Here is a 24,665-nt window from a genome sequence, read left to right on the forward strand (position 1 = left end):
TCCTCCTGGCCCCGGGTTTACTTGCGATTCCCGGCGGCGACGCGATCCTTCATCAGATGCGACGGGCGGAAAGTCAGCACGCGGCGCGGCTGGATCGGAACCTCTTCACCGGTTTTCGGGTTGCGTCCAATACGGGCTGATTTGTCACGAACGCTGAAAGTGCCGAAGGACGAAATCTTGACCTGTTCGCCACGCACCAGCGCGTCCGACATGTGGTTCAGAATGCTTTCGACAAGCTGTGCACTTTCGTTGCGTGACAGCCCAACTTCGCGAAACACGGCTTCGCTCAGATCCATTCGCGTCAGTGTATTATCGCCCATGACATTTCCCCTATTGATTTTCGAGCATAGGGGTAGCGCAAATTCGCTGTCAATATCAATGAATTGCGGGCGGCTGTGTAAGCCGGATTGCGCCGGTTACCAGCGCAGGACCACCGAGCCCCATGCCAAACCGCCGCCAATCGCCTCGGTCACGATCAAATCACCTTGCTTGATCTGGCCCCGTTCCTTGCCCACCGACAGGGCCAGGGGAATCGAGGCGGCCGATGTGTTTCCGTGGTCCTGAACGGTCACCACAACGTGATCCATGGGCAGGCCCATCTTCTTTGCGGTGCCCTGAATGATGCGGATATTGGCCTGATGCGGCACGATCCAGTCGACGTCCTGGCTGTTCAGTCCGGCGCGTTCCAGGGCGGTTTCGGCCGTGGCGGTGAGCTTTTCGACCGCATGGCGGAACACCTGGTTGCCCTGCATCCGAAGATGGCCCGTCGATTGCGTCGACACCCCGCCGTCCACGTACAGAAGGTCCTTGTAACGTCCATCCGAATGCAGATCCGTGGACAGGATACCTCGATCATCGCTTGTTCCGGCACCGTCCTGCGCCTCGAGCACGAGAGCACCGGCCCCATCCCCGAACAACACGCAAGTCGATCTGTCGGTCCAGTCCATGATCCGCGAAAAAGTTTCGGCGCCGATCACCAGCACCCGCTTGGCCTGACCCGAAAGGATCAGGGCGTTGGCGTTGCTCAGCGCAAACACGAAACCGGCGCAGACGGCCTGAACATCAAAGGCAAACCCCCGGGTCATGCCCAGATTGGCTTGAACCATGGTTGCGGCCGACGGGAACGTCAGATCCGCGGTCGAGGTCGCCAGTACGATTGCGTCAATGTCATCAGCTGTAAGGCCGGCGTCCTGCAAAGCGGCTTTGGCCGCATAGGTTGCCAGATCGGACGTGGTTTCATCTTCGGCCGCAAAGTGCCGACGTTCGATACCGGAACGGGTGCGAATCCATTCATCGGTCGTATCAAGCGTCTTTTCGAATTCGGAGTTCGGAACCACCCGCTTGGGCAGGTAATGCCCGACACCTACAACGACTGAACGGCCTGCCATCTGGGGTACTGCCTTCTTTGTTCTTATTTGGTCTGCAGCGCAGATTGCGCCGCATCTTGTTCAAGCTCAGCCGTGGATGCAACCCGTGCTGCCAATTTTTCCGCAAAGCCGGACTTGGCCAGGGTGAAAGCCAGCTTGATCGCGGCAGACACGCCGGTGGCGTCGGCGCCTCCGTGGGATTTGATGACAGTGCCGTTCAGGCCAAGAAAGACCCCGCCGTTGACGCGGCGCGGGTCGATGCGTTTCTTCAATCGCTGCAGAGAGGTGATGGCCAGAACCGAGGCCAGGCGAGATAGGGGCGAATACTTGAAGGCCTCGCGGAGCAGGTCACCGATCAGGCTGGCCGTGCCTTCTCCGGTCTTGATGGCGACGTTTCCGGTAAACCCATCCGTAACAATGACATCCGCCTTGTCGCCTGGAATGTCGCTGCCTTCCACGAAGCCCACGAAATCAAAGTTTGCCTGATCCGCGAATTCGGTGATCAGGGCATGGGCTTCCTTTAGTTCGGCGCGGCCTTTGTGCTCTTCGGTGCCGACGTTCAGCAGTCCGATACGCGGGCGAGTCAGTTCCATGCCGTTGCGCGCATAAGAAGCGCCCATCAGTGCAAACTGCAGCAGATCCTTGGCGTCGGCCCGCACATCCGCGCCCACGTCCAGCATGACGTTGAAACCCTGAGGGTTGCGGGATGGCCACAGAATCGCGATGGCGGGGCGGTTTACCCCGGGCAGTTTGCGCAGTCGCATCATCGACAGCGCCATCAGCGCGCCGGTATTGCCGCAGGACACGGCACCACGGGCCTCGCCCTGACGCACGGATTCCAGCGCCGACCACATCGAGGTGTTCTTGCCGCTGCGCACCACCTGGCTGGGCTTGTCCTGCATCGTGACCACGTCCGGGCAATCACGAAAAACGACGCGTCCGTCGAGGACACGCCGTTTCGATACAAGCTTGCTCAGCACATCTTCCGGGCCGTGCAGAAGAAATCCGATTTCGGGGTTCTTCTTTGCTGACTTCGCGATTCCAGCCACGACCACGCCGGGACCTGAATCCCCGCCCATTGCGTCAACCGAGATGATGATCTTTCCGGTCTGCGTGGGCTGCGCTGTCATGCCAGAACCTGCGTTCAATCAGGCTTAGGCCGCGTCTTCGTCCAGGTCGATGTCGTCGGCCTGAGCGACGACTTCACGGTCGTCATAGTGGCCGCAGGCTGCACAAACGTGGTGCGGGCGCTTCAGCTCGCCGCAGTTCGCGCATTCGTTCGGGTTTGCAGCAACCAGAGCGTCGTGTGCGCGGCGGTTGTTGCGACGCGACTTGGAAACTTTGTTCTGTTGGACGGCCATGGTCTCAACCTTTGTCTACTAAGGGCCAGCAGATTCGCTGCAGGCCGGGTTTCATTCTTCGTTTTCTCGTGGTGTGACGTGCGTTTAGGGAACAAGCCCCGCGATGTCCAACCCAAATTCCGATGAGCGCGCGAAAATACTGCGATTCTCGACATGTTCAAGCGATTTTTCTGAGCGCCTGCTATGACAGGAAATCGATCCCCTGTCACTCGTCTTTTTTCAGTGCGTCACGCAGGGACGCCAGCCCGGCAAAGGGTTTGGCATCCTCGTCGGTCATCGCCTGTTTGCCCGGTTCGGTATAGTTCGCGTCGCCCAAATGTGCACCGTCTTTCCGGGGGTATTGGGGCAACGCAAGGGACAATGCCTCGCGCATCACCTGGTCCAGATCGATTTCCGGGCCCAAGGCTTCGGTCTCGTCATCTTCGGGCATTTCGAATTCGGGTTCGTCGGGTTCGGTCCAATTGGCCAGGAAAACGCGCCGCACCGGGGCCTCGATCCGGGTCGTGACCGGGTCCAGCGACACCACGCAGGGCTGAATGACGGTTGCGCCCAGCTTGGCGGTCAACACCCAATCACGCTTGCCCTTCGCGCGCAGCTCGCCGACAAAACTCAGCTTGCGCAGCCCGAGCAGGCCCAACGCATCACGAAATTCCTCGAGTTGCCGGGCAAGGGGGCGCAATTCGAACGCGGTCGGGCTGTTTTGCGGCAGATCGGCGACGCGCAATGTTGAGAGGTCGGACATTGTGACCCTTTCCTGTGTTGAACCGGGGCATGGGTTTCTGTAATCGGATAGAAGCCGCAAGGGACCAAGGCAAGAGGGTGAACATGTTGAAAGTACTGAACAGGCTGAAACCGGCGTCCAGGGCGGTTGCCTGCACGCTTGTTCTGGCCACCGCTGTTGCCTGTACCCCGGTCTACAAGAAACACGGCTATATCCCCACCCCGGAAGAGCTGGCCGAGATCAAGGTTGGCGTCGATACCCGCGACACGGTTCTGGAAAAGGCTGGCGCGCCCAGCTCGTCAGGTGTGTTGAAGGATTCGGGTTTCTATTATGTGGCGTCGCGCGTTCGCCACTATGGCCCCAAACGCCCCGAGGTCGTCTCGCGCGAATTGGTGGCGATCAGCTTTGACCAGCGTGGCGTCGTCCGCAATATCGAGAAATTCGGTCTCGAAGACGGCTATGTCATCGTGCTGGATCGCCGTGTGACGGACTCCAGTGTTCAGGACAAAGGCTTCCTGCGGCAGCTGCTGGGCAACATCGGCCAATTCAGCCCGTCGAACATCCCGGGGGCCAGCTAATTTCCGGCCGCCGGTTGAAAGCTTCACACGGCGGTCACACTATTGGTGCATGGGATCAGGCAGATCGCAATCGGTGAGAAACCGTGGAGGATGCGACCATGGCCGATGATATTTTGCTGGACAAGGGCCGCTACCGCGCGCGCCTGGCGCGGTGTCCCGAGGACGTGCGGGCGGCCAAGAATCTTCGTACTCTTGCATTCCGAACAGCCGAGACGGATCAGGACGACTTCGATGTTGCCTGCGCCCATGTTCTGGTCGAGGATTCGCAGGCAGGCGGCCAGTTAGTCTGCTGTTTCCGGATGCTGGTCATGGACAGCGGCAGCGAAATCAGCCGGAGTTATTCGGCCCAGTTCTATGACCTTTCCGCGTTGCAGAGCTTTGATGGGCGCATGGTGGAAATGGGGCGGTTCTGCATCCATCCCGATTGGACAGACCCCGATATCCTGAGGGTGGCCTGGGGCGCGATGACGGCCTTCGTCGACCGCAACGGCGTCCAGTTGCTGTTTGGATGCTCGTCCTTCGCAGGGACTGAGACTGCGGAATACCTGGATGCCTTCGCGATGCTCAAACATCGCCACCTTGCGCCCAAACGCTGGTTGCCGCGGGTCAAGGCGCCGGACGTGTTTCGCTTTGCCGCGCGGCTGCGGCGACGCCCGGATGCCAAAAAGGCCATGCTGCGAATGCCGCCGCTGCTGCGCACCTATCTGATGATGGGCGGTTGGGTCAGCGACCATGCGGTGGTGGATCGCCAGTTGAACACGCTGCATGTGTTCACCGGCGTCGAGATCGGTGCGATTCCCGCGGCGCGGAAACGCCTCTTGCGGATGATCGCGGGCTGAAGCCGCGCTGCTGTCAAAAGGTGAGGCTGGGGCGTTGACGCCCAATGTCTGCCGGTTTAGCTGGCGCTTATGGCACGTATTCCTTTGTTGCAGATGTCCGGTATCTCGCTGACCTTCGGGGGCGAGCCGGTGTTTTCCGACCTGGACCTGGTGGTTCAGCCCGGCGACCGCGTTGCGCTGGTCGGGCGGAACGGCTCGGGTAAATCCACCCTGATGAAGGTTATGGCCGGTCTGGTCGAACCGGACCGGGGCGAAATCGTGGTGCCGCCCGGCAAATCCGTCGGCTACATGGAGCAGGACCCGACGATGGAGGGTTTTGCCACGCTGGGCGACTATGCGGCCAGCGGGCTTGAACCCGGCGAGCTGTACAAGGTGGAACGGGCCGGGGAAGGGTTGAAATTCGACCCCTCGCGCGCGGTTCAGACCGCCTCGGGCGGTGAAAGGCGGCGCGCGGCGCTGGCCAAGCTGATGGCCGAGGCCCCCGACCTGATGCTGCTGGACGAGCCGACCAACCATCTGGACATCGAGGCCATCGGCTGGCTGGAGCGTGAACTGGGCGCGACGCGGGCGGCCTTTGTCCTGATCTCGCATGACCGCGCGTTCTTGCGGGCGCTGACCCGGGCAACACTGTGGATCGACCGCGGTGAGGTGCGCCGGCAGGAGCAGGGGTTCGAGGCCTTCGAGGCCTGGCGCGACAAGATCTGGGAAGAGGAAGATCAGCAACGCCACAAGCTGGATCGGCTGATCAAATCCGAGGCGCGTTGGGCAGTCGAGGGGATCAGCGCTCGCCGCAAGCGCAACCAGGGCCGGGTGCGCGCCTTGCAGGCCTTGCGGGCTGAACGCGCCGCGCAGATCAAGCGTCAGGGCTCGGCGGCCATGTCCTTGGAGTCTGGTCCGAAATCCGGGCGCAAGGTGATCGAGGCGCGCGGCGTCAGCAAGGCGTTCGACGGCAAGCCGATCGTGCGCAACCTGGACCTGCTGGTGCAGCGCGGCGACCGGGTGGCCTTTGTCGGGCCGAACGGTGTGGGCAAGACCACCGTCCTGAAGATGCTGCTGGGCGAGGTCGCGCCGGATGACGGCAGCGTGAGCCTGGGCACCAATCTGGAAATCGCGGTCTTCGACCAGACCCGCGCGCAGCTGGACCCTGAGATGACTTTGTGGGACAGCCTGACCGGCGACCCCGAGATGCGCGTCTCGGGCAAGGCCGATCAGGTGATGGTGCGCGGCCAGCCCAAGCATGTCGTGGGTTACCTCAAGGAATTCCTGTTCGACGAGCGGCAGGCACGAGCGGCCGTCAAGTCCTTGTCGGGCGGGGAAAAAGCGCGGTTGCTGCTGGCGAAGCTGATGGCGAAACCGTCGAACCTGCTGGTGCTGGACGAACCGACCAACGACCTGGATGTCGAGACGCTGGACCTGTTGCAGGAGTTGCTGGACGACTATGACGGCACCGTGCTGCTGGTCAGCCACGACCGCGATTTCCTGGATCGTGTGGCGACCACGACCATCGCCATGGAGGGCAACGGCCGCGCGACGGTCTATGCAGGCGGCTGGTCGGACTATGTCGCGCAGCGCGGCGATATGGTCGAGAAAAAGACTGAGAAATCAAAAGAGAACAAGCCGAAGGTCAAGCAGGAAGCCAAGCCGAAAGCCGGCCTGTCCTTTTCCGAAAAGCACCGGCTCGAGAAGCTGCCCGCCGAGATCGCGCGGCTGGAAGCCGAGATCGCCAAGCTGGAGGAGCTGATGTCGGACCCCGAGCTGTTCACCCGCGAGCCGGTGAAGTTCCAGAAGGCGACCGAAGCCCTTGTCGAGCGGCAGGAGAAGCTGGCCGCCGCCGAGGAGGAATGGCTGGAACTGGAAGAAAAGGCCGAGGCCGGGGCCTAGCCAGGCTCGACCCGAGGCGCGGGCAGATCGGCTCTGCCCACGCCATGCGGTCATGTCAGCGCATGCGCAGGGCGCCGTCGATGCGGATGACCTCGCCGTTCAGATAGCCCATCTCGACGATGAATCCGGCCAGCCGGCCATATTCGCGCGGGTCACCCAAACGGGCGGGGTTGGGCACGTCGGCGGCCAACTGCTGCTGCACCTCTTCGGGCAGGCCGGCCAGCATCGGCGTCATGAAGATGCCGGGCGCGATGGTCATGACCCGGATCCCGGTCGAGGCCAGATCGCGCGCCATCGGCAGGGTCATGCCCACGACACCGCCCTTGGACGCCGCATAGGCCGCCTGACCTTTCTGTCCGTCAAACGCGGCAATCGAGGCGGTGTTGATGATCACGCCACGCGCGCCATCCGACTCGGGCGCGTTCTGGGCCATCTCGGCGGCGGCCAGACGCGACACGTTGAAGGTGCCCACCAGGTTGATGTCGATGGTGCGCTGAAAGGCGTCCAGCGGATGCGGGCCGTCCTTGCCGACGGTTTTGATGCCATAGGCGATGCCGGCACAGTTCACGCAGGCGGTGATCTTGCCCATCTTCTCCATCGCCAGCGCAATGGCCGCGGCCACCGAGTTCTCGTCCGTCACGTCGGTCTGGGCGAAATGTCCGCCGATCTCGGCTGCGACCTGCGCGCCATGCTCGGCATCGCGGTCGAGGATGGTGACCTGCGCGCCGTTCTCGGCAAAGTAACGGGCGGTGGCCTCTCCGAGGCCCGAGGCGCCGCCGGTGATGACGGCAGCGGTGGTGGACAATTGCATGGCGGGCTCCTCCCCAGTGATCTGAACGTTCGTTCAAATAATCCGAGATGGCACGTCCTGTCCAGTCGGCAGTGACTCAGTCCAGCCGGCTGCGCTGCTGCATCGGGGTGACGCCGAAGGCGGCGCGGTACACGCGTGAGAAATGGCCTGGGCTTTCAAAGCCGCAGGCAAAGGCCACGTCGGTGACCGAGGATTCGGTCTGCAACAACAGGTTGCGCGCGCGGTCCAGCCGCAGTTCCATAAAGTATTTCTTGGGCGAGGCGTTGAGGTATTTGCCGAAGAGCCGTTCCAGCTGGCGGGTCGAGATGCCGATCTGTTCGGCGATCACCGCCGGCGAGATCGGGTCGTTGATGCGGTCGGCCATGATCTGGATCGCCTTGGCCAGATGCGCGTTGCGCATGCCGTTGCGCGATTGCAGCGACACACGCTGATCGGCGGTCGCGTTGCGCACGGCGTTGTAGACCATCTGGTCGGCCACCGCGATCGACAGGTCCTGCCCGTGGTCGCGCTCGATCAGGTGCAGCATCAGGTCGGCCGTTGCGGTGCCGCCCGAGGCGGTCATGTGCTTTTCATCGGCCACGAAGACGCTGCGCACCAGATTCACGTCCGGGAAAGCCTCCATGAAGGCGTCGTGATATTCCCAATGGATCGCCGCCTGCATCCCGTTCAGGAACCCGGCCTCGGCCAGCAGCCACGCACCCGAACACAGCGCCCCGATGGCCGTGCCGCGCGCCCGTTCGCGGCGCAGCGCGGCCAGCAGGGGTCGGCTGACGTGATCGCGCATGTGAATGCCCGACAAAACAAAGATCTGGTCGCATTTCGGCAGGTCCGCCAACCCGCCATGCACCAGTGTCACGGACCCGTTCGAACACACCGCCTGCGCGCCGTCCTCCGAGGCGAAGGACCAGCGGTACAGTTCCTCGCCGCTGACCCAGTTGGCGATCCGCAGCGGCTCGACCGCGCAGGAGAAGGCCAGGTGCGAGAACTCGGGAACGAGGATGAAACAGAAATGTTGCGGGCGGGTCATGCGCTCAGTCTATCACGGGCGGTCAGACTGATTGTGTACAAGTTGCATTTTATCGGGCAAGAGCAGAGGCGACATCCTGGGTGTCGCGATTCGACCAAATCGAAGGTTGGGGATGAAAGACGACACGAAAAGCCGCAAGGCGGCGCTGGCCGCGCATCTGAAGGCGGCGGTGATGACACTGAAACTGCGCCCTGGCGATGACCTGGACGAGGCGCAGCTGTCCGAGGCGTTCGGCCTGTCGCGCACACCGCTGCGCGAAGTGTTCCGGCATCTGGCCGGGCTGGGCTATCTTGAACTGCGTGAAAACCGGGGCGCGCGGGTGTCCCAGATGTCTTATGCCACGCTGCGCGACTTCTTCCTGGTGGCGCCGATGATCTATGGCGCGGTGCTGCGGCTGGCGGCGCAGAACGCCACGGGCGACCAGATCGACCGGTTGAAGGCGGCGCAGGCGGCGTTTCGGGAAACGTTGCGGGCGAGCTCGGCCGAAGATCGCGCGCTGGCCAACAACCAGTTCCACGAGATCACCGGCGAGATGGCGGCGAATGTCTACCTGCTGCCGTCGTTTCAGCGGCTGCTGATCGACCATGCGCGCATCGGCATGACCTTCTATCGCCCGGGTCAGGACGGGATGGGTGAAGGCCTCGATCTGGCCTGCGACCAGCATGAGGCCATCATCGCCGCGATCGAGGCGCGTGACGAGGCGGCGGCGGGGCAGCTGGCGGCCGATCACTGGGCGCTGTCGCGCGATCAGATCGAGCTGTTCGTGACGCCGGCTGGTCTGGACCTGCCGCTGGGCTCGGTCGAGCGCGGATAGAAAAACGGCCGCCCGAAGGCGGCCGTGGAGATCGGGTTCAGCCCAGCTGCACCAGCGCGTGCCGCTTCTTGCCCGCGCTCAGCTTGATGGGCGAGGAAAGGGCCGCTGCGTCGATCATCAGCCCGGCATCGGTCAGCGGTGCGTCGTCCAGACGGGCGCCGTTTTCGGAAATCAAGCGCTTGGCCTCCTTGCCCGATTTCGCCAGGCCCGACTTCACGATCAGCTGCACGACCGAGATGCCGTCGCCCAGATCCTCGGCTGTCAGGGTCAGGGTGGGCAGGTCGCCGCCCACGCCGCCCTTTTCGAACACCTCGCGCGCGGTGGCCTCGGCCTTGGCCGCGGCCTCGGCCCCGTGCAGCAGGGTCGTCACCTCGTTGGCCAGACGGATCTTGGCCTCGTTGATCTCGGACCCCTGCAGCGCGCCCATGCGGTCGCATTCGTCCACGGGAAGCTCGGTGAAGATCTTCAGGAAGCGGCCCACATCGGCGTCGGTGGTGTTGCGCCAGAACTGCCAGAATTCGTAGGGCGACAGCATGTCGCCGTTCAGCCAGATGGCGCCGCCCTGGCTTTTGCCCATCTTGCGCCCATCGCTGGTGGTCAGCAGGGGCGTGGTCAGGCCATAGATCTCGTGATCCAGCACGCGGCGGGTCAGGTCGATGCCGTTGACGATGTTGCCCCACTGGTCCGATCCGCCCATCTGCAGGATGCAGCCATAGCGGCGGTTCAGTTCCAGAAAGTCATAAGCCTGCAGGATCATGTAGTTGAACTCGAGGAACGACAGGGACTGTTCCCGGTCCAGCCGCGATTTCACCGATTCAAAGGACAGCATCCGGTTGACCGAGAAATGCCGCCCGATGTCCCGCAGGAAATCGAGATAGTTCAGGTCGTCAAGCCATTCGGCATTGTTCAGCATCAGCGCGCCGGTGTCGCTGTTGTCATAGGACAGGTACTTGTCGAACACCTTCTGCATGCCGGCGATGTTGGCGTCGATCTGCTCGGGGCCCAGCAGGGGGCGTTCGTCCGAGCGGAAAGACGGATCGCCCACCTTGGTGGTGCCGCCACCCATCAGGGTGATCGGCTTGTGCCCCAGCTTCTGGAACCAGCGCAGAACCATGATGTTCATCAGATGCCCGACATGCAGGGACTGGGCGGTGGCGTCATACCCGATATAGGCTGTCTGCACCCCGCTTGTCAGAGCATCGTCAAGGCCCTGATAATCGGTGCAATCGGCGAGAAAGCCGCGCTCGATCATCGTGGCGATGAAATCCGATTTGGGGTGATACGTCATGTCTTGCCTCGGGGTTGAATTGCGGGGCACGTTATAGGCGGCGAACGAGGGAAGGAAAAGGCCATGAATAAGGCCCGAGGCAAAGTTGGGGCAGTGCGGGCACTGGGGGCCATGTCGGGCACCTCGCTCGATGGGGTCGACGCGGCGGTGGTGGAAACCGACGGGCGGCAGATCCTGCGGTTCGGCGACAGCGCGTACAGGCCCTATACCGAGGACGAGCGCAAGCTGCTGCGCGCCGCGTTGGGCAAATGGAGCGGACCCGAAGTGCACGCCGCCGAAGACCTGGTGACCCGCGCCCATGCCGAGCTGCTGTCGGAATTCGAGGACGTGGACCTGATCGGCTTTCACGGCCAGACCCTTGCGCATGAGCCGCGCGGAAAGGGCACGTTGCAGGTGGGCGATGGCGAGGGGCTGGCGGTCGCGCTGGGTGTGCCCGTGGTCTGGGATTTCCGCAGCGATGACGTGGCCATGGGCGGCGAGGGCGCGCCGCTGGCGCCGTTCTTCCACTTTGCCTGCGCAAAATATGTCGGGGCCACGGCGCCCTTGTGCTTTCTGAATCTGGGTGGTGTCGGCAACCTGACCTATGTGGACCCGTCCTTTGACGGGCCCGAGGCGCCCGGTGCGCTGCTGGCCTTTGACACCGGCCCGGCCAACGCGCCGATCGACGACCTGGTGCAGGCGCGTCTGGGCCTGCCGATGGACCGCGACGGCGCGCTGGCCCGGCAGGGCACGGTCGAGACCGGAGCGTTGGAGCTGTTCCTTGCCGAGCCCTATTTCAACCGCCTGCCGCCCAAATCGCTGGACCGCAACGATTTTGCCGAGATGATCGGCCTGGTGAGGGAATTGAGCGACGCTGACGCCGTCGCCACCCTGACAGGCATGAGTGCGGCGGCGGTGGTGCAGGGGATGGAGCATTGCCCCAGACCGCCCGCGCGGGTGCTGGTCACCGGCGGCGGGCGCAGGAACCCGGTCTTGATGGAGATGCTGCGCGTGGCGATGGACTGCCCGGTCGATCCGGTCGAGGCCGTAGGTCTGGATGGCGACATGCTCGAGGCGCAGGCCTTTGCCTATCTGGCGGTGCGCGTGGCGCGGGGGATGCCGACCTCTTGCCCCGGCACCACCGGTGTCAAGGCGTTGGTTGGCGGGGGCACGGTCAGCCGGGTGTCGCAGGGCGCACCGCGCTGAAACGCGGCGAAAAATGATCCTGCCAAGGCGCTCGGGCGTAATTGTAGCAGTAGCCACAAAAACGCCGGAGATGAAGATGATCGGTTCCCTTGTCAAAAATGCGGCCGGGTGTGCCGTCGCGTTCATGCTCGCAGTGCCCGCCATGGCCGACGTGCAGGTTGAGTTCGTCGAGGGAGCGCCAAAGGACCGCTTCGTTCTTCGCAACGCCAGCGATTGCAGCCTGTCTGCTGCAACGGTGCGTCTGGATTTGTCCTCGTCGCAGGGCGGGCTGATCTTTGATGTCACTGGCGCGGGGGCAGGGGTCGAAGTGTTTCAGCCGTTTGAGATGGTTTCGGGGTCCGAGTATCTGAACGGGTTGCCTCAGGTTCAGGACGGGCAGTCGATGGTCGATCTGGACATCCGGGCCATGCCGCCCGGTGCGGAAATCGCCTTTACGATCGACGTGGATGACACGGGCGGCGGACGCGAGATCACCGTGTCGGGGGCTGAGATTCAGGGCGCGACGGTCTCTCTGGAAGGCGCGAAGAACCCGCAGCGTGGTGTCTTTTCGTCGGCGGCCCGCGCGGCTATACCGGTCGGGACCTGCTGAGGGGCAGTGCACCTGCGGATGGAACCGGCATGACCAAGACCCTGACACGTATCGCATTTCTGGTTCTGGTACTGGGTGGCGGCATACTGATCGGCACTCTGACGGGGCCGGGTGAGTGGTATGCAAACCTGAACAAACCGGTCTTCAACCCGCCGGGCTGGGTATTCGGCCCGGTCTGGACGGTTCTGTACGTGCTGATTGCGATGGCGGGATGGCGGCAGTTCGAACGCGACCGGGGATCGCCCGCAATGCGCCTGTGGTGGGCGCAGCTGGGCCTGAACTTCCTGTGGTCGCCCGCATTCTTCGTGCTGCACCAGCCGTGGCTGGCATTGGTAGTGATACTGGCGCTTCTGGTGGTGATTGTTCTGTTCATCACACGTGTCCGCCCTGTGGATCGCGTTTCGGCATGGGCGTTCGTGCCCTATCTGGCATGGGTGGCATTTGCGACCGTTCTGAACCTGTCGATCGCGATCCTGAACTGACGCCGGCGGTGGTCAGAGCATCCACTCGACCGGCAGCCATCTGACGACGGCGGCAAGGCCGCGCTGGAACCGCGAGGTGTTCGGGTCGGTCTCAAAGGTCGTGGTCGTCCCGTCCTTGGTCTGCTGAACCCAGACCAGCCCACCGTCAACATCCATCTCGACGCGATAGGCAAATTCCGGCTTGTCCAGTTGCCGGGCCAGATCTGTCGCGATCGTGGGGCTCTCGATCAGCAGGCCCATCTCGGTGTTCAACCGGGCCGAACGCGGGTCCAGATTGTATGAGCCGATAAAGATCCGTTTGCCATCCGAGCCAAAAACCTTTGCATGCAGGCCGGAGGCGGAGCCTGCAAGAATTTCGGGCAGGCTGCGTTCCTTGTGCTCGTCGCGCAACGCGCGCAGCTCCAGCAACTGAACCCCGCTTGCCAGCAGGTCGTCGCGATAGGCCATGTAGGCCGCATGAACCGGCATCACATCGGTCGCATCCAGTGAGTTGGTCAGGACCCGGACTTTGACCCCGGATGACGACAACCGCTCGAGCAGCTCGGCCCCGCGGGGACCGGGAATGAAATAGGCCGAGACCAGATCGAGCGAAGTCTCCGAGCTTTCGGCAAAGGTGATGAGACGCTCGACCATGAGGTTCTCGTCCTCGACCTCTCCAAGCCCCTTGGCCGGGTCATCGACAAAAAGTTCGACCGCGCTCCATTCGAACGGCAGATCGCGGGCGGCGATGCGGTCGGCCAGCTCATTGTCGCGGATCGCCTTTTGGTATCCGGCCCCGGCCGCGGTCTGACGCGCGGCCTCGGCCAGTGCTTTCAGGCTTGGGTCGGTCGCAGCGGGCAGGAACAACGCGGCATCATAGGCTGATCCGCTGTTCCAGTAGGCATCGAACGACTCGGCCACCTCGTCCACGATCGGACCGATCGCGATGGTATCGACATCCAGATAATGCGTCCCGGCACCGTAGTCGAAATAGATGTCGCCGATGTTTCGGCCCCCGACAATCGTGGCCACACCGTCCACCGTCATGGACTTGTTATGCATGCGGCGGTTCAACCGGCCGAAATCGAACGCATAGGACAGCAGCTTGGGATTGCGCAGCGTGAACGGGTTGAAGATGCGGACATGGGCCGTTGGCATGGCATCCAGTTCAGCCAGAAGCGGGTCCAGCCCCGAGATGCCGTTGTCATCGACCAGAAGGCGCACGCGTACGCCCCGTTCCGCCGCCGCACGCAATTCGTCCAGCAACATCAGGCCGGTCACGTCATCCTGCCAGATGTAGTATTGGGCATCTAAGGACGAGACCGCCTCACGCGCGAGAATGGCGCGGGCAGCAAATGCGGTATGCCCCTGACCAAGGGGGCGGACGCCGTCCAGTCCGGGGTTGCGCTGCATCGCCGGCTCGATGGCTTGGCCCAGCGGACCAGTCCAATCCGCGGGTTGGCGGTATGTCCGCTCCGAGAAATTGGTCTCGGGCAGCGGAAAAGCCAACCGCATCCCAAGCACGCCCAGGCCGAGGATCACAGCCACGGTCACCAAAGTCTTGATCAGCCGCATCGCGCCCTCGTCTTTGCCCAATCATACACACGCGAACCTTGCCGCATCGGGCAGGGCAAGTTCAAGCATGGTTCGGCAGGGGCTTGAGGTTTAGTTCCTGGGAATGTCGAACTCCGGCGGCGCCAATTCGAACCCGTCGAACTGGAACCCGGGCGAGACGACGCAGCTGACCAGCGTGTAGTCCCCGGTGCTGCGGGCAGCCTGCCAATGCCCGGCGGGTACGATGACCTGCGGCGCGCCCGCGCTCAGGTCAGGGGACAGCATGTGATCGCTTGCCGGTCCAGTATCGGTTTCGCTGATCGACAGGATCAGCGGCGCGCCGGCGTGAAACAGCCAGATCTCGGTTGCATCGACCCGGTGCCAGTGGCTGGCCTCGTCCCGTTTCAGCAGGAAATAGATGCAAGTCGCGGTGGGGCGGCCTGTGTTGTCTGCGCGCCAGGTCTCGGCATACCAGCCGCCTTCGGGGTGGGGCTGCAGTTGCAGGTGGTCGATGATCTGGTCGGCGGTCATGGCGGGCCTTTCACGGCGATGGGATTTGGTGCTGGCAATACTGTGCACAGATCATATGTTTGCGCCATGACCCTGACGATCCCGTTCGACAATTCCTATGCCCGGCTGCCCGGTGCGTTTTATGCGCGCCAGTCGCCCGAGCCCGTACGCGCGCCGCGGCTGGTGGCTTTCAATGACGATCTGGCGCAGGTGCTGGGTATCTCGCCCGGTGACGCGCAGGACATGGCCCAGGTTTTTGCGGGCAACACCCTGCCGGACGGGGCCGAGCCGCTGGCGCAGCTGTATTCCGGCCACCAGTTCGGCAACTACAACCCGCAGCTGGGCGACGGGCGCGCGGTGCTTCTGGGCGAGGTGGTGGGCACGGACGGGATTCGCCGCGACATTCAGCTCAAGGGCTCGGGGCGCACGCCGTTTTCGCGGCAGGGCGACGGGCGGGCCTGGCTGGGGCCGGTTCTGCGCGAATATGTCGTGTCCGAGGCGATGCACGCGCTGGGTATTCCCACCACGCGGGCGCTGGCGGCGGTGGAAACCGGCGAGGTCGTGCTGCGCGAGGGCCCTATGCCCGGTGCGGTACTGACCCGCGTGGCGCAAAGCCATCTGCGGGTGGGTACGTTTCAGGTGTTCGCCGCACGCGGCCAGATCGCCGACCTGCAGCGGCTGACCGACTATGCCATCGCGCGCCACTACCCGGACGCCGTCGGGCCGATGGGCCTGCTGCGCGCCGTGCGTGACGCGCAGGCCGCGCTGATCGCGCAGTGGATGGCGGTGGGCTTCATCCACGGGGTGATGAACACCGACAACTGCGCCATTTCGGGCGAAACCATCGACTATGGCCCCTGCGCCTTCATGGACAGCTATCATCCGAACACCGTCTACAGTTCGATCGACCGGATGGGGCGCTATGCCTATTCCAACCAGCCCGAGATCGCGGTGTGGAACCTGGCGCAGCTGGCGACGGCGCTGATCCAGCAGATCGAGGACAAGCAGGCCGCCGTGGAAGAGGCGACCGAGATCGTACACGCCATGCCCGATTTGATGCAGAAGCACTGGCTGCGCCGGTTCCGGGCCAAGATCGGCCTGACCACCGAGGAGGACGGCGACCTTGCGCTGATCTCGGACCTGCTGACGCGGATGGCGCAGAATCAGGCCGATTTCACCAATACCTTCCGCGCGCTGGGCAGCGATGCGGCGCGGGACCAGTTCACCGATCCGGCGGCTTTCGACAGCTGGGCCGAGGGGTGGCGCGCGCGACTGACGCGCGAGGCGGACCCGGCCGCGGTGATGCACGCCGCCAACCCCGCCTTCATCCCGCGCAACCACCGGGTCGAACAGATGATCCAGGCCGCCGTTCAGGGCGACTATGCCCCGTTCCACCGGCTGAATGCAGTGCTGGCCCGGCCCTATGGCGACCAGCCCGACGCCGCCGACCTGATACGCCCGCCCACGCAGGACGAGGTGGTGCATGCCACCTTTTGCGGGACCTGAGCGGGTTTCGGCATCTGTGCTGAACTATCGGCTTGCGTCCAGGCGCGATCCTGCGAATCCTGACGGGGTACAACCGTAGAAAACCGATGACCACTTTGCCCAAGCTGCGCCTTGCCAGCTACAACATCCAGAAATGCGTCGGACTGGACCTGCGACGCCAGCCGCAGCGCATCCTGCAGGTGCTGGACCGGCTGGGCGCCGATATCGTGGTGCTTCAAGAGGCCGACAAACGCCTGCCGCCGCGCCCGGCGGCGCTGCCGCATTTCATGCTGGACGAGGCCGGGTGGAAGATCGTCGATCTGGGCGGTGCGGGCAGTCTGGGCTGGCATGGCAACGCGGTGATCTGGCGGGGAGACCACATCCGGGTGCGCTGCGCCGCGCATCACGATCTGCCGGGGCTGGAGCCGCGCGGGGCGGTCCGGGTCGAGTTCGACACCCATATCGGGCCTTTGCGGGTGATGGGGATGCATCTGGGGCTGTTCTCGGCGTGGCGCCGTCAGCAGATCATCCACCTGCGGCAGGACGGCCGCGCGCTGGACCGGATGCCCACCGTCTGGGCAGGGGATTTCAACGAATGGTCACGCCAACCGATTCTTGACCGTCTGGCTCCCGACATGCGGTTCCTGCCGCCTGTGCCCAGCTTTCCCGCCGCGCAGCCTCTGGGCGCGCTGGACCGGATCGCGCTGGGCGGTGGGCTCGAGGCGCTGGCCCACGGCGTGCACGGGGAACGGCCCGCGCATATCGCCTCGGACCACCTGCCGGTCTGGGCCGATCTGCGGCTGGCGGGCTAAGGCGCAGCGGGCGCAAATCACAGTGGCGAAATCTGCGCGGACGTACTAAGACAGAAACCCGAACGGATTCTGGGGGATGACATGGCGGACACGATCATCGCGCGTTGCGAAGCCAAAGGCCTGCGCATGACCGGCCAGCGTCGAACCATCGCGCAGGTACTGCAGGACAGTGATGATCATCCCGATGTCGAGGAACTGTACGCACGCGCCTCGGCGCTGGATGCGGGCATTTCGATCGCAACCGTCTATCGCACCGTCAAACTTTTCGAAGAGGCCGGCATTCTCGAACGGCTGGAATTCGGCGACGGGCGTGCGCGCTATGAGGACGCCGAGCGCGACCACCACGATCACCTGATCGACATGAACTCGGGCGAGGTGATTGAATTCGTGGACCCCGAGATCGAAGCCCTGCAGGAAAAGATCGCCTCGAAGCTGGGCTATCGCCTGAAAGGTCATCGGCTGGAGTTGTACGGAGTTCCGCTGGACAAGGACTGATCCGGCCGGGACACATCACCAAAAGCGATTGGTCATCTAAAATCTATTCATGATTCCAAGCCCTCTTCGCGCTTGCCACGGCGGCGCGATCCGGGTCTTCTGAGTTGCGACGCGGCAATTAGGCCCTCCGAAATCAATAGGCAATGACATGAACAACGCGAACGGCATCCTGCTGGTCATCGGCGCTATGGCCGCCTTCACGCTTGAGGACATGTTCATCAAGCATTTGTCGGTCACCGTGCCGACCGGTCAGGTCATGATCGTGTTGGGGCTGTTCTGCGCGCTAGTCTTTGCCGCCATGGCCATCGTGACACGCAAACCGATCTTTGACTCGGCCGCTTGGCAACCGCTGTTCGTGATCCGCGCGTGCACCGAGGCGGTCGGGGCGCTGAGTTTTGTCACGGCCTTGTCCCTGGTCGACCTGTCAACCGTTGCGGCCGTGTTCCAGGCGATGCCGCTGGTGGTCACGATGGGGGCCGCACTCTTCCTGCGCGAGCAGGTCGGCTGGCGCCGTTGGAGCGCAATCGGTGTCGGGTTCATCGGCGTTCTGATGATCATCCGCCCCGGTCTGGACGGGTTTCGGCCCGAGGCTCTGTTCGTGGTGGCCAGCGTCATTGCGATCGCCGCGCGGGACCTGATCACCCGCCGGCTGGACGCGCGCGTGGCTTCGGCCGTGGTGGCGCTGCAGGCCTACGCGGCGGTCGCAATTGCCGGCGGCGTGCTGATGCTGACCTCGGCGCAGCCTCTGGCGCCGCTGCAGATGGGGCAGATCGGACCCTATCTCGGTGCCGTTGGATTCGGTGTTCTAGGCTATCTGGGGATCGTGACCGCAATGCGCGTGGGCGAGGCCTCGGCCCTGACGCCGTTCCGCTATACGCGGCTGCTGTTTTCGATCTTGGCAGGGATGTGGATGTTCGGCGAACGGCCGGACCTGATGACCATGATCGGCGCGTCGCTGATCATCGGGTCGGGCATGTACACGTTCATCCGCGAACGGCGCATTGCCCGGGCCATGGCTCCGGCGGTCTGCTGACCTGTTGGCGCAAACACGCCGCTGTTGGCGCTAAAGGCCGGAAAATATGCGTGTTAGCGATAACGGACCCGGTTTACTTTTCCCCGCGTGCTGGTATGAGGCATGCAACCGAACGCATTTTCAGGGACCGGTATCATGAGCACCATCATCGACATCCACGCACGCGAAATCCTGGACAGCCGGGGCAACCCCACCGTCGAGGTGGACGTGGTTCTGGAAGACGGCACCATGGGCCGGGCCGCCGTGCCTTCGGGCGCATCGACCGGCGCCTATGAGGCGGTGGAAAAGCGCGATGGCGACAAGTCCCGTTACATGGGCAAGGGCGTGCTCGAAGCCGTGGCCGCCGTGAACGGCGAGATCGCCGAAGAGCTGGTGGGCTTTGACGCGACCGAGCAGGTGGCGATCGACGCCGCCATGATCGAGCTGGACGGCACCCCGAACAAGGGCCGCCTGGGCGCCAACGCCATTCTGGGCGTGTCGCTGGCCGTGGCCAAGGCGGCGGCGGATTTCACCACCCAGCCGCTCTATCGCTACGTGGGGGGCACCTCGGCGCGGGTTCTGCCGGTGCCGATGATGAACATCATCAATGGCGGCGAACATGCCGACAACCCGATCGACATCCAGGAATTCATGATCATGCCCGTGGCCGCCAGCAACATCCGCGAAGCGGTGCGCATGGGTTCGGAAGTGTTCCACACTCTGAAAAAGGAACTATCGGCCGCCGGGCTGGCCACCGGTGTCGGCGACGAGGGCGGGTTTGCCCCCAACATCGCCTCGACCCGCGAGGCACTGGATTTCATCCTCAAGTCGATCGAGAAGGCGGGCTACAAGCCGGGTGACGAGATCTACCTGGCGCTCGATTGCGCCGCCACCGAGTATTACAAGGACGGCAAATACGTCCTGTCGGGCGAGGGCAAGACCCTCAGCAGCGACGAGAACGTGGCCTATCTGGCAGCCCTGGTGAACGACTATCCGATCATCTCGATCGAGGATGGCATGTCCGAGGATGACTGGGACGGCTGGAAGGCGCTGACCGACGAGCTGGACGGCAAGGTGCAGCTGGTAGGTGACGACCTGTTCGTGACCAACCCCGCGCGTCTGGCCGAAGGGATCGAGAAGGGCTGCGCCAACTCGATGCTGGTCAAGGTGAACCAGATCGGTTCGCTGACCGAGACCCTGCGTGCCGTGGATATGGCGCACCGCGCCCGCTATACCAACGTGATGTCGCACCGCTCGGGCGAGACCGAGGACGCTACCATCGCCGATCTGGCCGTGGCGACCAACTGCGGTCAGATCAAGACCGGCTCGCTAGCGCGGTCGGACCGGCTGGCCAAGTACAACCAGCTGATCCGCATCGAGGAAACGCTGGGCGAGGTCGCGGAATACGCGGGGCGTTCGATCCTTCGCAAGTAACGCTCAAGCTGCTAGGCTGACCCCCGACATTGGCCGGGGGTCCGTCATGCTTAGTATCGTTGAACCAAGAACGCCGGACCAGTTCGATGCTGTCCGGCGTTTGTGTTGGGATTATCACGCCTATCTGCTGACGTTGGATGAACGATCGCGGCAGGTCGTGAACACGTTCTATCCACCCGAGAAATATGCAGCTGTTCTGTCCGCCATCGAAGTCGAGCATATGCCACCCAAGGGCGGGACCCGGCTGGCGATGCTGGACGGGCAGGCGGTGGGCTGCGGGATGTTCCAGACGATCGGTCCGGGTATCGCCGAGATCAAGCGCGTGTTCGTGACCGATGACGCTCGGGGCACTGGCGCGGGGTGTGCGATCATGCAGGCGCTGATTGCCCAGTGCCGCAAGGACGGGTTTGAGATGATCCGGATGGACACCGGAAAACCGCTGGAAGCGGCGACTCGGCTGTATCTGTCGCTGGGGTTCAAGCTGCGCGATGCCTATTCGGATATACCCAAGATCGCCCAAGGCCAGCTGTTGTTCTTCGAAATGTCACTGGCGGACGACTCTGCCGAACCCGATGGAATTGCAGGGTAATCTCCCTTTACGCCCGAGTTTGGGGCAGGCAGGGAGAAAAAAGCAAACATAAATGTGATTATGTGTGAACTTGTTCCTACAAGTGCGAGGTTGTCGGGCGTAGCTTGACGGTACAGCAGAAAAGGAGAACGTGATGTCCGCTTCAAGAATCCTTCTCGTTATTTCCGTGCTTTCCGTCGGGGTTCTGGCGGCCTGCGCAGGGCCTGACACCTACCCGATCACCGGCGAGCCGGTGTCGCAGAACGATCCGGTGCAAGAGATGTACTACAATCCCGGGCTGATCTTCCGCGGCGAGTCACGCTAGAGCTTTTTGCTCATCAACATGTAACGGTCGCGCGGTTTGAAACCGGTCCTAAGGTAGAGTTTCTGCGCGGCTTCGTTGGTTCGATCCACTTCCAGATGCAGGGCCGTCAGGCCGGCACCCGCCAGCGCTTTGGGCAAGTCCAATAGAACCTCGGTGGCGATTCCGCGGCCGCGAATGGCGGGTCGGATGTAGATTTCATCGACGAACCCGTCCATCCCCCCGAACTCGACCGACCAACCGAAGGTCAGGATGATGTAGCCCAACGGTGCGCGCGACGGGCCGATCAGATAAATACAGCCATGCGGGATGCCTTCCAGCAGCGGCGTCAGCGCATCGCGCCTTTGGTCGGGGTCCTGTTCGATCCCGGCCTCAGCGTGAAAGGAGGCGACCAGGCCCATCAGGCGATCAAGGTCCTCGGGACGGGCAAGGCGCAGAGCGGCACTCATAGCCGCGCCAGCCGTTCGGTCAGCAAGGCAAAGAACCCGTCGGCGTCCACGTCGCCGATGAACAGCGCGTTGGGCCTGCGGTCGGTGACGCCCCACCAGTCGGCGACGGTCATGCCGAGCGTGAGGTCCGACTGGGTTTCGATCTCGACGTTCACATGGCGGCCCGAGAACAGCTCGGGGCGGATCAGATAGGCGGTCACGCAGGGATCGTGCAGGGGCGCGCCCTCGCTTCCGTATTTTTCCTTGTCGAAACGTTCGAAGAAATCGGTCATCTCGGCCACTGCGATTCCAACCTTGGTGCCAAGGGCGCGGAAGGCGTCGTTGCGCGGTTTGGTAACCAGCGCCTTGTGCGTCACGTCCAGCGGCATCACCACGATCGGAACGCCGGATTTGAACACGATATCAGCGGCCTCGGGGTCGACATGAATGTTGAATTCGGCGGTGGGTGTGATGTTTCCGACTTCGAAGTAAGCGCCACCCATCAGCACGATTTCCTGCACGCGCTCAACAATGTCGGGCGCCTTCTGAAAAGCCGTGGCGATGTTTGTCAGCGGCCCCAGCGGGCAGAGGGTGACGGTGCCGGAATCCTGCGCGCGCAGCGTGTCGATGATGAAATCGACGCCATGCCCCTCGGCCAACGGTATCTGCGGGTCAGGCAGGACGGGGCCGTCCAGCCCGGTTTTGCCATGCACGTGCTCGGCGGTGATCAGAGGACGTTTCAAAGGGCGGTCGCACCCGGCAAAGACCGGAATGTCGGTGCGCCCGGCCAGTTCGCAGACGATGCGCGCATTCTTTGCGGTCAGCTCCAGCGGCACGTTGCCGGCGACGGCGGTGATGCCCAGAACCTCGATCTCGTCTGGGCTGGCCAGCGCCAGCAGGATGGCGACGGCGTCGTCCTGTCCGGGGTCGGTGTCGATGATGATCTTGCGCGCGGTCACGGGGCCTCCGGGGTCTTGAAGGGCGGAGACTGTCAATCCGCGCGCCGCTTGTCCAGCGGTTTCAGGCCCCTGTTCCGGTGGCCACCGGCGGGAGTTTGCCATTTGCCCGGTGTTCTTCGGTTTTCACCGCGTCCCACAGGGCGTCCATCTCTTCCAGCGTGCTGTCTGACGGCGTCTTGCCACGTGCGGCCAGCCGGGCTTCGACCTGTTCGAACCGGCGGGTGAACTTGGCGTTGGTGCGGCGCAGCGCGGCCTCGGGCTCGATGCCCATATGGCGGCCGAGATTGACGATCACGAACAGCAGGTCGCCGAACTCGTCCTCGAGCGCGTCCGCGTCCATCTGGTCGCGCGCCTCTGTCAGTTCGGCGGCCTCTTCGGTGATCTTGGCCAGCACATGGCTGACATCGGGCCAGTCGAAACCCACCCGCGCGGCGCGTTTCTGCAGCTTGTAGGCGCGCAGCAGGGCGGGCAGGTTGGCGGCCACCCCGTCCAGAGCGCCTTTCTGTTCCTTGCCCGCGCGCTCGGCGGCCTTGATCGCCTCCCAGTCGCGGGTCTGCTGTTCGGCGGACTTGTCGCGGGATTCGTCGCGGAAGACATGCGGATGGCGGGCCACCATCTTGTCGGACATGGTGCGCACCACGTCCTGAAAGGTGAAATGCCCCGCCTCTTCGGCCATCTGCGCGTGAAAGACCGACTGGAACAGCAGGTCGCCCAGCTCGCCCTTGAGCTCGTCCCAGGCTTGTCGCTCGATGGCGTCGGCGACCTCGTAAGCCTCTTCGATCGTGTAGGGGGCGATGGTGGCGAAATCCTGTTCGATGTCCCACGGGCAGCCGGTTTCCGGGTCGCGCAGGCGGCGCATGATCTCCAGCAGCCGCTCGATTCCGGCGTCGGTATCGTGGATCAGTGGATTTTCAGCCATTGCGAAGCCCCTTGTTCCGGTGTCAGATGCATCCATCCCGCAGCTTGGATCAGGAGTCCACCCCCGATGCCCGTCGTCAACCGCATTGCCGATTACGCCGCCGACATGGCCGAATGGCGCCAGCACCTGCACACGATCCCGGAACTGGAGTTCGACTGCCACCAGACTGCCGCTTTCGTGGCCGAGCGGCTGCGTGAATTCGGCGTGGACGAATTGCACGAAGGGATCGCGCAGACAGGGATCGTGGCGATCATCACCGGGCAGGGCGATGGCCCCACGATCGGGCTGCGCGCCGACATGGATGCGCTGCCGATCGCTGAGGAAACGGGTGTGGACTATGCCTCGAAGACACCGGGCATGATGCATGCTTGCGGGCATGACGGGCACACCACTATGCTGCTGGGCGCGGCGCGGTACCTGGCCGAGACGCGGAATTTCCGGGGCCGGGTGGCGTTGCTGTTCCAACCCGCCGAGGAAGAGGGCGGTGGTGCCGATATCATGGTCAAAGAGGGTGTGATGGACCGGTTCGACATCGCTCAGGTCTATGCCCTGCACAACGCGCCGGGCTTTGCCGAGGGCGCGTTCTATACCACGCCTGGGCCGATCATGGCGGCGGTCGATACGTTCGACATCCACATTCAGGGCGTGGGTGGCCACGGTGCCATGCCGCACGAGACGCGCGACCCGGTCATGGCCGCCTGCGGAATCGCCCAGGCGATCCAGACCATCGTCAGCCGCAACCACTATGCGCTGGACGATCTGGTGATCTCGGTCACCCAGATCCACACCGGGACCGTGAACAATGTGATCCCCGACACCGCCTATCTGAACGGCACCGTCCGCACTTTCGATCCGGCGGTGCAGCAGATGGTGATGAACCGTCTTGAAGAAATCGTGCAGGGGCAGGCGGCGTCCTACGGGGTCACGGCGACGCTGGATTATGTCGTCGGCTATCCGGCCACGGTCAACGATGCGGACAAGACCGGTTTCGCCGCCGAAGTTGCGCGCGAGGTCTCGGGAGCCGATCGGGTGATCGCCGAAGCCGGGCGCGAGATGGGGGCCGAAGATTTCTCGTACATGCTGCAGGAACGTCCGGGCGCCTATCTGTTCCTGGGGCAGGGCGACGGGCCCGGGTTGCACCACCCCAAGTACAATTTCAACGACGAGATCGCACCGGTGGGTGCCTCGTTCTTTGCGCGCATCGTCGAAAAGGCGCAGCCGTTGACCTGACGGTCCGGTCGATAT

Annotated in this window: 28 protein-coding genes; 15 read left to right on the top strand and 13 right to left on the bottom strand. The window is 63.5% G+C overall.

Translation table 11 applies throughout. The features are described from left to right. Nucleotides 1–17 precede the first annotated feature (17 nt). The 5 genes from ihfA to ACR0LD_RS03530 form a co-directional block, all read right to left on the bottom strand. Entirely contained in the window at nucleotides 18–320 is a 303-nt protein-coding gene (ihfA, locus tag ACR0LD_RS03510) for an integration host factor subunit alpha (protein WP_093962316.1), read from the bottom strand. 96 nt (nucleotides 321–416) lie between these two features. Continuing rightward, nucleotides 417–1,388, bottom strand: coding sequence for a beta-ketoacyl-ACP synthase III (locus ACR0LD_RS03515; RefSeq protein ID WP_093962315.1), 972 nt, complete (start codon nucleotides 1,386–1,388; stop codon nucleotides 417–419). 23 nt (nucleotides 1,389–1,411) lie between these two features. After that, the gene (plsX, locus tag ACR0LD_RS03520) at nucleotides 1,412–2,497 is read right to left on the bottom strand and encodes a phosphate acyltransferase PlsX (protein WP_480635623.1); all 1,086 of its coding nucleotides are present in this window, start codon (nucleotides 2,495–2,497) and stop codon (nucleotides 1,412–1,414) included. A 24-nt stretch (nucleotides 2,498–2,521) separates the two neighbouring features. After that, nucleotides 2,522–2,728 carry a 50S ribosomal protein L32 gene (gene rpmF / locus ACR0LD_RS03525; protein WP_093962313.1) on the bottom strand — a complete coding sequence of 69 codons (207 nt, stop codon included), beginning with the start codon at nucleotides 2,726–2,728 and terminating at the stop codon, nucleotides 2,522–2,524. 205 nt (nucleotides 2,729–2,933) lie between these two features. Next, nucleotides 2,934–3,470, bottom strand: a complete 537-nt coding sequence (locus tag ACR0LD_RS03530) for a YceD family protein (protein ID WP_480635624.1) — start codon at nucleotides 3,468–3,470, stop codon at nucleotides 2,934–2,936. 83 nt (nucleotides 3,471–3,553) lie between these two features. On the opposite strand from ACR0LD_RS03530, the gene ACR0LD_RS03535 reads away from it, so the two are divergent. The 3 genes from ACR0LD_RS03535 (at nucleotide 3,554) to ACR0LD_RS03545 (ending at nucleotide 6,747) form a co-directional block, all read left to right on the top strand. Beyond that, nucleotides 3,554–4,027: an outer membrane protein assembly factor BamE gene (locus tag ACR0LD_RS03535; protein ID WP_093962985.1), complete on the top strand. Its 474-nt coding sequence runs from the start codon at nucleotides 3,554–3,556 to the stop codon at nucleotides 4,025–4,027. A 98-nt stretch (nucleotides 4,028–4,125) separates the two neighbouring features. Next, a complete protein-coding gene (locus ACR0LD_RS03540) occupies nucleotides 4,126–4,866 on the top strand; it encodes a GNAT family N-acetyltransferase (protein ID WP_170358892.1) in 741 nt (246 codons plus the stop codon). A 69-nt stretch (nucleotides 4,867–4,935) separates the two neighbouring features. Continuing rightward, complete coding sequence (locus tag ACR0LD_RS03545; RefSeq protein ID WP_480635625.1) at nucleotides 4,936–6,747, top strand: ABC-F family ATP-binding cassette domain-containing protein; 1,812 nt, start codon at nucleotides 4,936–4,938, stop codon at nucleotides 6,745–6,747. A 55-nt stretch (nucleotides 6,748–6,802) separates the two neighbouring features. Here ACR0LD_RS03545 and ACR0LD_RS03550 read toward each other — a convergent pair whose 3' ends face one another. Both ACR0LD_RS03550 and ACR0LD_RS03555 read right to left on the bottom strand, forming a co-directional pair. Continuing rightward, nucleotides 6,803–7,558 (bottom strand): 3-hydroxyacyl-CoA dehydrogenase, encoded by a 756-nt coding sequence (locus ACR0LD_RS03550; RefSeq protein ID WP_480635626.1) that lies wholly within the window; start codon nucleotides 7,556–7,558, stop codon nucleotides 6,803–6,805. A 76-nt stretch (nucleotides 7,559–7,634) separates the two neighbouring features. After that, nucleotides 7,635–8,585, bottom strand: a complete 951-nt coding sequence (locus ACR0LD_RS03555) for a GlxA family transcriptional regulator (RefSeq protein ID WP_170338740.1) — start codon at nucleotides 8,583–8,585, stop codon at nucleotides 7,635–7,637. A gap of 112 nt (nucleotides 8,586–8,697) precedes the next feature. Here ACR0LD_RS03555 and ACR0LD_RS03560 point away from each other — a divergent pair, with 112 nt between their 5' ends. Next, the gene (locus ACR0LD_RS03560; RefSeq protein WP_480635627.1) at nucleotides 8,698–9,399 is read left to right on the top strand and encodes a GntR family transcriptional regulator; all 702 of its coding nucleotides are present in this window, start codon (nucleotides 8,698–8,700) and stop codon (nucleotides 9,397–9,399) included. A gap of 37 nt (nucleotides 9,400–9,436) precedes the next feature. Here the strand turns inward: ACR0LD_RS03560 and tyrS are convergent, their stop codons facing one another. Further along, nucleotides 9,437–10,687 carry a tyrosine--tRNA ligase gene (gene tyrS / locus ACR0LD_RS03565; protein ID WP_480635628.1) on the bottom strand — a complete coding sequence of 417 codons (1,251 nt, stop codon included), beginning with the start codon at nucleotides 10,685–10,687 and terminating at the stop codon, nucleotides 9,437–9,439. 63 nt (nucleotides 10,688–10,750) lie between these two features. Between tyrS and ACR0LD_RS03570 the strand changes: the two genes are divergently transcribed. The 3 genes from ACR0LD_RS03570 (at nucleotide 10,751) to ACR0LD_RS03580 (ending at nucleotide 12,943) form a co-directional block, all read left to right on the top strand. Then, a complete protein-coding gene (locus ACR0LD_RS03570) occupies nucleotides 10,751–11,872 on the top strand; it encodes an anhydro-N-acetylmuramic acid kinase (protein ID WP_480635629.1) in 1,122 nt (373 codons plus the stop codon). A 76-nt stretch (nucleotides 11,873–11,948) separates the two neighbouring features. Next, nucleotides 11,949–12,461, top strand: coding sequence for an aggregation factor core (locus tag ACR0LD_RS03575; RefSeq protein WP_170446407.1), 513 nt, complete (start codon nucleotides 11,949–11,951; stop codon nucleotides 12,459–12,461). Nucleotides 12,462–12,490: 29 nt separating this feature from the next. Beyond that, nucleotides 12,491–12,943, top strand: a complete 453-nt coding sequence (locus ACR0LD_RS03580; RefSeq protein ID WP_170363300.1) for a TspO/MBR family protein — start codon at nucleotides 12,491–12,493, stop codon at nucleotides 12,941–12,943. A 12-nt stretch (nucleotides 12,944–12,955) separates the two neighbouring features. Here ACR0LD_RS03580 and ACR0LD_RS03585 read toward each other — a convergent pair whose 3' ends face one another. Both ACR0LD_RS03585 and ACR0LD_RS03590 read right to left on the bottom strand, forming a co-directional pair. Further along, a complete protein-coding gene (locus ACR0LD_RS03585; RefSeq protein WP_480635630.1) occupies nucleotides 12,956–14,497 on the bottom strand; it encodes a phospholipase D family protein in 1,542 nt (513 codons plus the stop codon). A 90-nt stretch (nucleotides 14,498–14,587) separates the two neighbouring features. Next, complete coding sequence (locus tag ACR0LD_RS03590) at nucleotides 14,588–15,007, bottom strand: cupin domain-containing protein (protein WP_170358910.1); 420 nt, start codon at nucleotides 15,005–15,007, stop codon at nucleotides 14,588–14,590. A 66-nt stretch (nucleotides 15,008–15,073) separates the two neighbouring features. Here ACR0LD_RS03590 and ACR0LD_RS03595 point away from each other — a divergent pair, with 66 nt between their 5' ends. The 7 genes from ACR0LD_RS03595 (at nucleotide 15,074) to ACR0LD_RS03625 (ending at nucleotide 21,117) form a co-directional block, all read left to right on the top strand. Further along, entirely contained in the window at nucleotides 15,074–16,492 is a 1,419-nt protein-coding gene (locus tag ACR0LD_RS03595; protein ID WP_480635631.1) for a protein adenylyltransferase SelO, read from the top strand. Between the two features lie 86 nt (nucleotides 16,493–16,578). Next, nucleotides 16,579–17,283 (top strand): endonuclease/exonuclease/phosphatase family protein, encoded by a 705-nt coding sequence (locus ACR0LD_RS03600; RefSeq protein WP_170358914.1) that lies wholly within the window; start codon nucleotides 16,579–16,581, stop codon nucleotides 17,281–17,283. An 81-nt stretch (nucleotides 17,284–17,364) separates the two neighbouring features. Continuing rightward, entirely contained in the window at nucleotides 17,365–17,778 is a 414-nt protein-coding gene (locus ACR0LD_RS03605) for a Fur family transcriptional regulator (RefSeq protein WP_093962302.1), read from the top strand. A 148-nt stretch (nucleotides 17,779–17,926) separates the two neighbouring features. After that, nucleotides 17,927–18,811, top strand: coding sequence for a DMT family transporter (locus ACR0LD_RS03610; RefSeq protein WP_170432248.1), 885 nt, complete (start codon nucleotides 17,927–17,929; stop codon nucleotides 18,809–18,811). 135 nt (nucleotides 18,812–18,946) lie between these two features. Further along, nucleotides 18,947–20,224, top strand: coding sequence for a phosphopyruvate hydratase (eno, locus tag ACR0LD_RS03615; RefSeq protein WP_170366178.1), 1,278 nt, complete (start codon nucleotides 18,947–18,949; stop codon nucleotides 20,222–20,224). Nucleotides 20,225–20,270: 46 nt separating this feature from the next. Beyond that, on the top strand, nucleotides 20,271–20,813 hold the full coding sequence (locus ACR0LD_RS03620) for a GNAT family N-acetyltransferase (protein ID WP_480635632.1): 543 nt from the start codon (nucleotides 20,271–20,273) through the stop codon (nucleotides 20,811–20,813). Between the two features lie 133 nt (nucleotides 20,814–20,946). Then, a complete protein-coding gene (locus ACR0LD_RS03625) occupies nucleotides 20,947–21,117 on the top strand; it encodes a hypothetical protein (RefSeq protein ID WP_170338259.1) in 171 nt (56 codons plus the stop codon). Here ACR0LD_RS03625 and ACR0LD_RS03630 read toward each other — a convergent pair. The 3 genes from ACR0LD_RS03630 to mazG form a co-directional block, all read right to left on the bottom strand. Further along, the gene (locus ACR0LD_RS03630) at nucleotides 21,114–21,563 is read right to left on the bottom strand and encodes a GNAT family N-acetyltransferase (protein WP_480635633.1); all 450 of its coding nucleotides are present in this window, start codon (nucleotides 21,561–21,563) and stop codon (nucleotides 21,114–21,116) included. The genes ACR0LD_RS03625 and ACR0LD_RS03630 overlap by 4 nt on opposite strands. Beyond that, nucleotides 21,560–22,501 carry a nucleoside hydrolase gene (locus ACR0LD_RS03635; protein WP_480635634.1) on the bottom strand — a complete coding sequence of 314 codons (942 nt, stop codon included), beginning with the start codon at nucleotides 22,499–22,501 and terminating at the stop codon, nucleotides 21,560–21,562. Before ACR0LD_RS03635 ends, ACR0LD_RS03630 begins: the two co-directional genes overlap by 4 nt. Nucleotides 22,502–22,562: 61 nt before the next feature. Then, nucleotides 22,563–23,420, bottom strand: a complete 858-nt coding sequence (mazG, locus tag ACR0LD_RS03640) for a nucleoside triphosphate pyrophosphohydrolase (protein ID WP_480635635.1) — start codon at nucleotides 23,418–23,420, stop codon at nucleotides 22,563–22,565. A 66-nt stretch (nucleotides 23,421–23,486) separates the two neighbouring features. On the opposite strand from mazG, the gene ACR0LD_RS03645 reads away from it, so the two are divergent. After that, nucleotides 23,487–24,650 carry a M20 aminoacylase family protein gene (locus ACR0LD_RS03645; RefSeq protein ID WP_170366170.1) on the top strand — a complete coding sequence of 388 codons (1,164 nt, stop codon included), beginning with the start codon at nucleotides 23,487–23,489 and terminating at the stop codon, nucleotides 24,648–24,650. The last annotated feature ends 15 nt before the right edge of the window (nucleotides 24,651–24,665 follow it).

This window comes from Ruegeria sp. BF8 (assembly GCF_056538625.1).